This is a genomic window from uncultured Oscillibacter sp., assembly GCF_910587525.1.
Lineage (GTDB): Bacteria > Bacillota > Clostridia > Oscillospirales > Oscillospiraceae > Oscillibacter.
In genome coordinates, this window is record NZ_CAJULS010000103.1 from 1 (window position 1) to 8,373 (window position 8,373).

Genomic DNA, 8,373 nt, shown 5'->3' on the forward strand with positions numbered 1-8,373 from the left:
TTAAGAAAAAGGCCTTCATCAACCTGGAGCCTTTCAATATGCCCAGTGAGAAGACCTGGATCGGCGGGGAGAACTATGCGAGCGCCATCAACGACTACGGCTTTTTGAAGGCTGTGCTGTGGACTCTGGTCATCACTGTGGGCTCCGTAGTGGTGATCCTGATCTGCACATCCATGTTCGCCTGGTTCATTACCCGGGTGAGCAACCGGACCACTAAGTCTCTGTATACCCTGTGCGTGTTCTCTATGGTGGTGCCCTTCCAGATGGTGATGTTCACCCTGTCCCTGGTCACCGACCGGCTGCGGCTGAACACCCCCTGGGGGCTTATCATCATCTATCTGGGCTTCGGCGCGGGCCTCGCGGTATTCATGTTCTGCGGATTTGTAAAGTCTATTCCCATCGAGATTGAGGAAGCGGCCATGATTGACGGCTGCTCCCCGCTGCGGACCTTCTTCTCCGTGGTGCTGCCCATCATGAAGCCCACCTACATCTCCGTGGGCATCCTGGAGACCATGTGGATTTGGAACGACTTTCTGCTGCCCTATCTGACTTTGGACCTGAACAAGTTCAGCACTATCTCCATCGTCATCCAGCGGATGCAGGGGTCCTACGGCCGGGTAGACATGGGCGCCATTATGGCGTCTCTGGTGCTGGCCATCATTCCCATCATTGTCTTCTACCTGAGCTGCCAGAAGTATATCATCAAGGGCGTGGCGGCCGGCGCCGTCAAAGGGTGAGACTTGCGTTTTGCCTGCCGGTATGATATAATTATCAGCCGAATTATGAGAAGAGAGGGGATACGGTGTGACCATCAAGGATATTGCCCGGCTGTCCGGGTGCGGTGTGGCCACCGTGTCCCGGGTGCTGAATCAGCACCCCGATGTCAGCGAAGAGACCCGGCGAAAGGTGCTGGCGGTGATTGAGGAGTACGGTTTCCAGCCCAACAACAACGCCAAGCACTTGAAGCAGCAGGCCGGGACCGGCATCACCATCCTGGTGAAGGGCACCCAGAATATGCTCTTTGCCGATCTGGTGGAGCGGGTGCAGACGCTTTTGCAGGAGAACGACCGGGAGGCCGTGGTCTACTATCTGGACGAGGACGCCGACGAGGTGGGCTACGCCCTCCAGCTGTGCAGGGAGCGCAAGCCCATGGGGATTCTGTTCCTGGGCGGCGATGTGGAGATGTTCGGGTCGGAGTTTTACGGCATCAGCGTGCCCTGTGTGCTGCTGACCAACACTGCCAGGGAGCTGGGGTTTGAAAACCTCTCCTCCCTCACCACCGACGACGGCGGGGCCGCGGCCCAGGTCATCGATTTTCTGGCGGAGCGGGGTCACCGGCGCATTGGGATTCTGGGGGGCAATTGGACCTGCTCCCAGATCAGCTACCGCCGGCTGAGAGGGTGCGAGAGGACCTTTGCCCGGCTGGGGCTGCCCTTTGACCAGGAGCGCCAGTGTGAGCCCTGCCGGTACTCCATGGGGGAGGCATACGCCGCCACGCTGCGGCTGCTGGACCGCTGCCCGGATCTTACCGCCATCTTCGCCCTGAGCGACGTGATGGCTATGGGCACCATCCGGGCATTGCGGGACCTGGGCAAGCGGGTGCCGGAGGACATTTCGGTGGTTGGCTTTGACGGGATCGCCATGGCCAACTACTCCGTCCCCCGGCTGGCCACCGTCCGCCAGGATACGCAGCGGCTGGCGGAACGGGGAGTGGACGTCCTGCTCCACAACATCGAGCGGAAAAACCGCCCCGTACACGAGGTGGTGCCCTTCCAGCTGATTCCCGGTGAGAGTGTGGCCCGGCTGGAGCTGTCTGATTTTATATGAAAGGGGATTCCAACGTGAGAAGAGCCGGAATCCTGATGCCCATATCCGCCCTGCCCTCCCCCTGCGGAATCGGGACGCTGGGGGCGGCGGCCCGGGAGTTTGTGGACTTCCTGGCCGCCGGGGGGCAGTCCTGCTGGCAGATCCTGCCGGTGTGCCCCACCAGCTTCGGGGACTCGCCCTACCAGTCCTTCTCCTCCTACGCCGGGAATCCCTACTTTATCGACCTGGAGGACCTGGCGGCGGAGGGACTGCTGGAGGCGGCGGAGTTTTGGGAGCTGAACTGGGGAAGCGACCCTGCCCGGGTGGATTACGGACTGCTGTATGAGGCCCGGTACCCCGTGCTGCGAAAGGCCTGCGGCCGCCTGCTGGAGGAAGACCCGCCGGAGTTTGCCCGGTTCCGTGAGGAGCACAGGGACTGGCTGGAGGACTATGCCCTGTTCATGGCCTTGAAGGAAAAGCACGGCGGCGTATCCTGGTTCCAGTGGCCGGAGGGAGAGCGGCTCCGCCGTCCCGAGGCGCTGGCCGCCGCCCGGGAGGAGCTGGCGGGGGAGGCCGCCTTCTGGCAGGCAGTGCAGTACCTGTTCTTCCGCCAGTGGAAAGCCCTGAAAGCTTACGCCAACAGCAGGGGCATCTCCATCATCGGGGATTTGCCCATCTATGTCTCCGGGGACAGCGCCGACGTGTGGGCCAATTCCGAACAGTTCCAGCTGGACGGTGAGGGGCGGCCCACTGAGGTGGCCGGCTGCCCGCCGGACGGCTTCTCCGCCGATGGCCAGCTGTGGGGAAATCCCCTCTTCGACTGGGAGCGGATGAAGGCCGACGGCTATCAGTGGTGGCTGCGGCGCATAGCCTTCCAGTTCCGCATTTACGACACCCTGCGCATTGACCACTTTCGGGGCTTTGACGCCTACTACGCCATCCCCTACGGGGACACCACGGCCCGGAACGGCCGCTGGCGGCCTGGGCCGGGCATCCGGTTTTTTGAGACTGTGGAGCGGGTTCTGGGCCCCAGGGATATCATCGCCGAGGACCTGGGTTTTCTCACCGACTCTGTGGGAAAGCTGCTGGCAGAGACGGGTTATCCTGGCATGAAGGTGCTGGAATTTGCCTTTGACAGCCGGGACACCGGCGGCGGCTATCTGCCCCACTGCTATACGCCGCACTGCGTGGCCTATACCGGCACCCACGACAATGACACCATCCAGGGCTGGATGGCTTCCGCTCCGGCGGAGGACACGGCGCTGGCCAGGGCCTACCTGCGGCTGAACGAGCAGGAGGGCTTTCACTGGGGAATGATGCGCTCTGTGTGGGCCTCCGCCGCGGATTTGGCGGTGATACAGTTCCAGGATCTGCTGGGCCTAGGCAGCGAGGCCCGGATGAATATCCCCTCCACCCTGGGGGGAAATAACTGGCGCTGGCGGACGGCGCCGGGAACCTATGGTGAAAAGCTGGCCCGGCGGCTGCGGCGGGAGATGGAGATTTACCAGAGACTTCCGGCCCAATAGACGCGTGAGAGGCGAAAACGGACTGAGTTTCAGATGTTTCTCTGAAACTCAGTCCGTTTTTTTGTTGACGGGGGCGGGTCATTGGCGGTATAATAACATGATTTACTATGCAAACCGTTTCTGCTGTCTCCGAGGAGGCGGCGGGAGAGAGAGGAAACAATATGTGGATTGCAGACAAGTGGGAGGAGTATGAGCTGCTGGACTGTGGCGGCGGCGAACGGCTGGAGCGCTGGAACAGCCAGGTGCTGGTGCGGCCGGACCCCCAGGCCATCTGGGAGACCCAGCGGCGGAATCCCGCCTGGAAGCGGGCGGACGGACGGTATCTCCGCTCCCAAACCGGCGGCGGCCACTGGGAGAAGAAGGCCCTGCCGGAAAACTGGAAGATTCATTACGGAGAGCTGACCTTCCAGGTCAAGCCCATGAACTTCAAACACACCGGCCTCTTTCCGGAGCAGGCGGCCAACTGGGATTTCGTCATGGAGAAGATCTGCAGTGCCGGGCGGCCCATTCGGGTGCTGAATCTCTTCGCCTACACCGGCGGGGCCACTGCAGCCTGCGCCAGGGCCGGGGCCAGCGTGTGTCACGTGGACGCCGCTAAAGGCATGGTAGCCTGGGCGAAGGAGAACGCGAAGCTCTCCGGCCTGGAGGAAGCGCCTATTCGCTGGATCGTGGACGACTGCGCAAAGTTTGTGGAGCGGGAGATCCGTCGGGGGCGGCAGTATGACGCCATCATTATGGACCCGCCCAGCTATGGCCGGGGACCCGGCGTCGAGGTTTGGAAGCTGGAGGAAAACCTCTATGGATTTGTGAAGCTGTGCGCCGGAGTGCTGTCGGATAAGCCCCTTTTCGTGCTCATCAATTCCTATACCACAGGGCTGGCCCCGTCCGTGCTGGGATACCTGCTGAATCTGCTGGTGGGGTCGAAGTACGGCGGAAAGTGCATCTGGGACGAGCTGGGCCTGCCTGTCACAGAGACGGGACTGGCATTGCCCTGCGGAGCTGCGGGAAGATGGTTCAGCGAGTGAGGCCGGGGATGCGGGATGCTTTTTATGAGGGCGGCCGGCCGCTTTTGGAGGAGTGGAGCCGCACCTTTGCCCCGGCGGAGATCACGGTCCGCTGTCTTAAAACCGGAAAGCAGGTGCGGGAGAAGTCCCTGGTGGCCGCCCAGATTCGGGCGGAGGACGGGATGATGGAACGGTGCCTCGCCGCCGGAGAGGCGGCCCGGGCCTATGAGGATGTTTCGGGCGCAGTGGTGTTTTCACCTCTGCGGGAGGGGCAGGTGGCCTGCTACGGTGGGGCGCGGTTTTTGTTCAAGGCGCTCCTGCGGCAGATGGGACCGCTCCTGCCCAAGCCGCTGGTCTGCGTCCGGGTGCAGGACCGCACCACCCAGGTGGAGGAGATCGCCATGACGGACGCCCTGCTTCAGGCGGGGGCCCGGAAGGTGCTGCTGTACCGCGGTTCTCTCTCCGGGGCGCTGGACCGGGTGGCAGAGCGGAAGGAGCTGCGGAATGCTGTTGTGGTGCATATTGAACCCGGGATGTAGAATTACAGAGAGAAAAATTTTGCTTCATTTTTCCTGTTTGTATAGTCAAAAGCTGCCCGCCGTACGGTCTGGATATCTCCGGACATTCTGGCGGCGGCCGGTAGAAAGAGAGAAAAGTGCCTATGCGTGATATTCTCCGGATTCTGGAGTATCTGACGGGAATGCTGCCGGGAGCTGCAGCGGCGCTGGCGCTGTTCTTATGCCTGCTTCCCTGGAGGAGGCGCCGTCTCAGGAGGCGGGGGCTCACCAGCAGCGGGGTGCGGGAGGCAGGATTGCTGCTGCTGGCGATGTTCTCCGGCGGCATGGCGGTACTGACACTGTGTCCGCATCCGACGTGGCTGTGGGCCGGGCTCCAGGGATATTGGTCGCCGTATTTCAGCGGCTGGGCTCTCCCGCTGGCCCACCGGGTGAACCTGATCCCCTTCTCACAGGGAGACAGCCTCTTTAATATTGTCGGAAATATCGTCATGTTTGTGCCCTTTGGCTTCCTGGCGGCCCTGCTGTGGCGGGGGTGGACCGGGCGGTGGGCGCTGTGTGCGGGACTTGGAATCACGGCGGGCATCGAGTGCTGGCAGGTGTTGGTGGGCCGGTTTTTTGACATTGACGACATCATTTTGAACGCACTGGGCGTGTTCTGCGGATTCCTTCTCTGGAGAGGACTGAGGCGGCTGGCCCCGGGGTTCGCGGAGAAATTCCATGTGGATTTGAGTGAGGAGACGGTCCATGAATGAGATGATCGAAACTGAGAGCCTGCGCTTCGCCTACCCGGCGGACGAGGGCGGAGAGCCGGTGTTCGCCCTGCGGGGCGTGGACCTCACCATTGAAAAGGGCAGCTTTGTGGTGGTCCTGGGCCACAACGGCTCGGGAAAATCCACATTGGCCAAGACCTTCAACGCCGTGCTGCTGCCGGCGGGAGGCAAGGTCTATGTGGAGGGCATGGACACGCTGGACGAGAGTCTGCTGCTGGCCATCCGGCAGCGGGTGGGCATGGTGTTCCAGAATCCGGACAACCAGATTGTGGCCAACGTGGTGGAAGAGGATGTGGCCTTTGCCCCGGAGAACCTGGGAGTTCCCTCGGAGGACATCCGGCGGCGGGTGGACGATGCGTTGAAAACCGTGGGCATGTACGATTTTGTCCGCCACGCACCCCATCTCCTCTCCGGCGGGCAGAAGCAGCGCATAGCCATCGCCGGGGTGCTGGCTATGGAGCCGGCGTGCATTGTATTGGACGAGGCCACGGCCATGCTGGACCCGGTCGGGCGGCAGGAGGTGCTGAGCACTGTCCACCGGCTGAATAAGGAGAAGGGTATCACCGTGGTGCTCATTACCCACCACATGAATGAGGCGGAGGAAGCGGACCGGGTTGTCGTCATGGACAACGGGAAAGTGGAGATGGACGGGACCCCGGCGGAGGTATTCACCCAGGTGGCGGATCTGCGGCACATGGGCCTGACGGTGCCGGACACGGTGGATCTGCTGGACCGCCTGCGGCGCCGCGGATTGGACGTGCCCCTGGATGCGCTGACGGTAGAGGCGTGTGCGGACGCCATTGCGGCGGAAATTGGAAATTTGGAATAGGAGGGAATTTTAAAATGAAGCGATGCGTATGGGTTGGCCTGCTGCTGGCGCTGGCTCTGGGCCTGTGCGGCTGTTCCAAAAATCAGGAGGTCACGGTGGTCAATACGTTCGCTGCAACGCCGGAGGAGCTTGTCTCGGAGCGGATCGAACAGGGCGGGGAAGTTACCACGCAGACCTACTATGAATTGAGCGATGGTACGTGGAAGACGGACGACTGCGTCTATCAGTACAAGCTGGTGGTGACGGGGAGACTGCATAACGCCGTGAACGACATCACTTATACGATTCTCAGCAACAGGGAGGAGATTACCTTCGACCAGGCGTGGAAGGCCAGCGGACTGAGCAGCAATTTGGAGGACTACTTTCAAGCGGAAGATGCGGTTTTCGTGGCCATTCAATAGGATGGGCGGGGACGCGGAGACTTTTGGAATACGAACAACGCCCAAGCGGGAAGAGGAGAGACTGCCTTGGAGAACATACAGCCCATCTTGCAAGTGAAAAACCTGACCCACACCTACGGTATCGGCACGCCCTTTCAGCGCAGTGCGGTGGAGGACCTGAGCTTTACTGTGCAGCCGGGGGAGTTTTTGGGTATTATCGGCCACACCGGCTCCGGGAAGTCTACCCTGATCCAGCACCTGAATGGATTGCTGCGGCCAACCTCCGGCCAGGTGCTGCTGGGGGGAGAGGACATCTGGTCCGAGCCCAGGAAGATCCGGGAGGTGCGGTTCCGGGTGGGGCTGGTGTTCCAGTATCCGGAGTATCAGCTCTTTGAGGAGACGGTGTATAAGGACATCTCCTTCGGCCCTGCCAACCAGGGCAAGACCGGGGCGGAGCTGGACCACGCCGTCCGGGAGGCGGCGCGGCTGGTGGGTATCCGGGACGACCAGCTGATGAAGTCCCCCTTTGAGCTCTCCGGCGGACAGAAGCGCCGGGTGGCCCTGGCGGGGGTGCTGGCCATGGAGCCGGAGGTGCTGGTGCTGGACGAGCCCACGGCGGGCCTGGACCCGGCGGGCCGGGAGAACCTGATGGCCAACATTCGGGACTTTCACCGCAACCGCCGCACCACGGTGATTCTAGTGAGCCACAGTATGGACGAAATCGCCCGAAATGTGGACCGGATTCTGGTCCTGAAATCCGCCCATGTGCTGATGAGCGGCACGCCGGCGGAGGTCTTTGCCCAGGCGGACGCGCTGATGGCCGCGGGGCTGGATGTGCCCCAGGTGACAAGGGTCGCTATGGCATTGAAGGCCCGGGGGCTGGAGGTGGACCCGGCGGTTTACACCGTGGAGGACCTGGAGCGGCAGCTGCTGGCGCTGCGGAAGGGAGGGGCCCCATGCTGAAAGACATCACTCTGGGGCAGTATTTCCCCGGTGACACTCCGGCCCATAAGCTGGACCCCCGGACAAAGATATTGTTGGTGCTGCTGTATATCATCGCCCTGTTCTGCGCCAAAGGGGCAGCGGGTTACGGTGTGCTTGCCCTGACGCTGGCGGTGTGCGTCCGCGTCTCCCAAGTGGGTCTCAGGGCCCTGGTGCGGGGGTTGAAGCCGGTGCTGTTTATCATCATCTTTACGGGGCTCTTGAACCTGTTCTTTACGCCGGGCACGAGAAATCTGGTGGAGTGGGGGCCGGTCCAGATCTCGGACACAGGACTGCACAACGCCGTCTTTATGGTGCTGCGGATCATGCTGCTGATTATGGGTACGTTCCTCATGACTTACACCACCAGCCCCATCAGCCTTACCGATGGGCTGGAGAGGCTACTGAACGGATTGAAGCGGCTCCATGTGCCGGTTCATGAGCTGGCCATGATGATGTCCATCGCCCTGCGGTTTATTCCGACGCTGATTGAGGAGACGGACAAGATCATGTCCGCCCAGAAGGCCCGGGGGGCGGACTTTGAGAGCGGGAACCTGAT

The 8,373-nt window shown here is 61.8% G+C and carries 10 protein-coding genes; all 10 read left to right on the forward strand.

Features of this window, described 5'->3' with window-relative positions; translation table 11 throughout:
* A partial coding sequence (locus QZ326_RS09490) for a carbohydrate ABC transporter permease (RefSeq protein WP_295744452.1) occupies positions 1–737 on the forward strand: 737 nt, incomplete at its 5' end.
* Between the two features lie 67 nt (positions 738–804).
* Positions 805–1,827, forward strand: coding sequence for a LacI family DNA-binding transcriptional regulator (locus tag QZ326_RS09495; RefSeq protein ID WP_295744457.1), 1,023 nt, complete (start codon positions 805–807; stop codon positions 1,825–1,827).
* Positions 1,828–1,841: 14 nt separating this feature from the next.
* Positions 1,842–3,332, forward strand: a complete 1,491-nt coding sequence (gene malQ, locus QZ326_RS09500; RefSeq protein WP_295744460.1) for a 4-alpha-glucanotransferase — start codon at positions 1,842–1,844, stop codon at positions 3,330–3,332.
* Positions 3,333–3,493: 161 nt separating this feature from the next.
* Positions 3,494–4,357, forward strand: coding sequence for a class I SAM-dependent methyltransferase (locus QZ326_RS09505; protein ID WP_295744463.1), 864 nt, complete (start codon positions 3,494–3,496; stop codon positions 4,355–4,357).
* A complete protein-coding gene (locus QZ326_RS09510) occupies positions 4,342–4,875 on the forward strand; it encodes a rod shape-determining protein (protein ID WP_295744466.1) in 534 nt (177 codons plus the stop codon). Before QZ326_RS09505 ends, QZ326_RS09510 begins: the two co-directional genes overlap by 16 nt.
* Before the next feature lie 122 nt (positions 4,876–4,997).
* On the forward strand, positions 4,998–5,606 hold the full coding sequence (locus QZ326_RS09515; protein ID WP_295744469.1) for a VanZ family protein: 609 nt from the start codon (positions 4,998–5,000) through the stop codon (positions 5,604–5,606).
* Positions 5,599–6,453 carry an energy-coupling factor transporter ATPase gene (locus QZ326_RS09520; RefSeq protein WP_295744472.1) on the forward strand — a complete coding sequence of 285 codons (855 nt, stop codon included), beginning with the start codon at positions 5,599–5,601 and terminating at the stop codon, positions 6,451–6,453. The genes QZ326_RS09515 and QZ326_RS09520 overlap by 8 nt, the downstream gene beginning before the upstream one ends.
* 14 nt (positions 6,454–6,467) lie before the next feature.
* Positions 6,468–6,854, forward strand: coding sequence for an immunogenic protein (locus QZ326_RS09525; RefSeq protein WP_295744475.1), 387 nt, complete (start codon positions 6,468–6,470; stop codon positions 6,852–6,854).
* Positions 6,855–6,929: 75 nt separating this feature from the next.
* Positions 6,930–7,796 carry an energy-coupling factor transporter ATPase gene (locus tag QZ326_RS09530; RefSeq protein WP_295744481.1) on the forward strand — a complete coding sequence of 289 codons (867 nt, stop codon included), beginning with the start codon at positions 6,930–6,932 and terminating at the stop codon, positions 7,794–7,796.
* A partial coding sequence (locus QZ326_RS09535) for an energy-coupling factor transporter transmembrane protein EcfT (protein ID WP_295744479.1) occupies positions 7,790–8,373 on the forward strand: 584 nt, incomplete at its 3' end. The genes QZ326_RS09530 and QZ326_RS09535, both read left to right, overlap by 7 nt.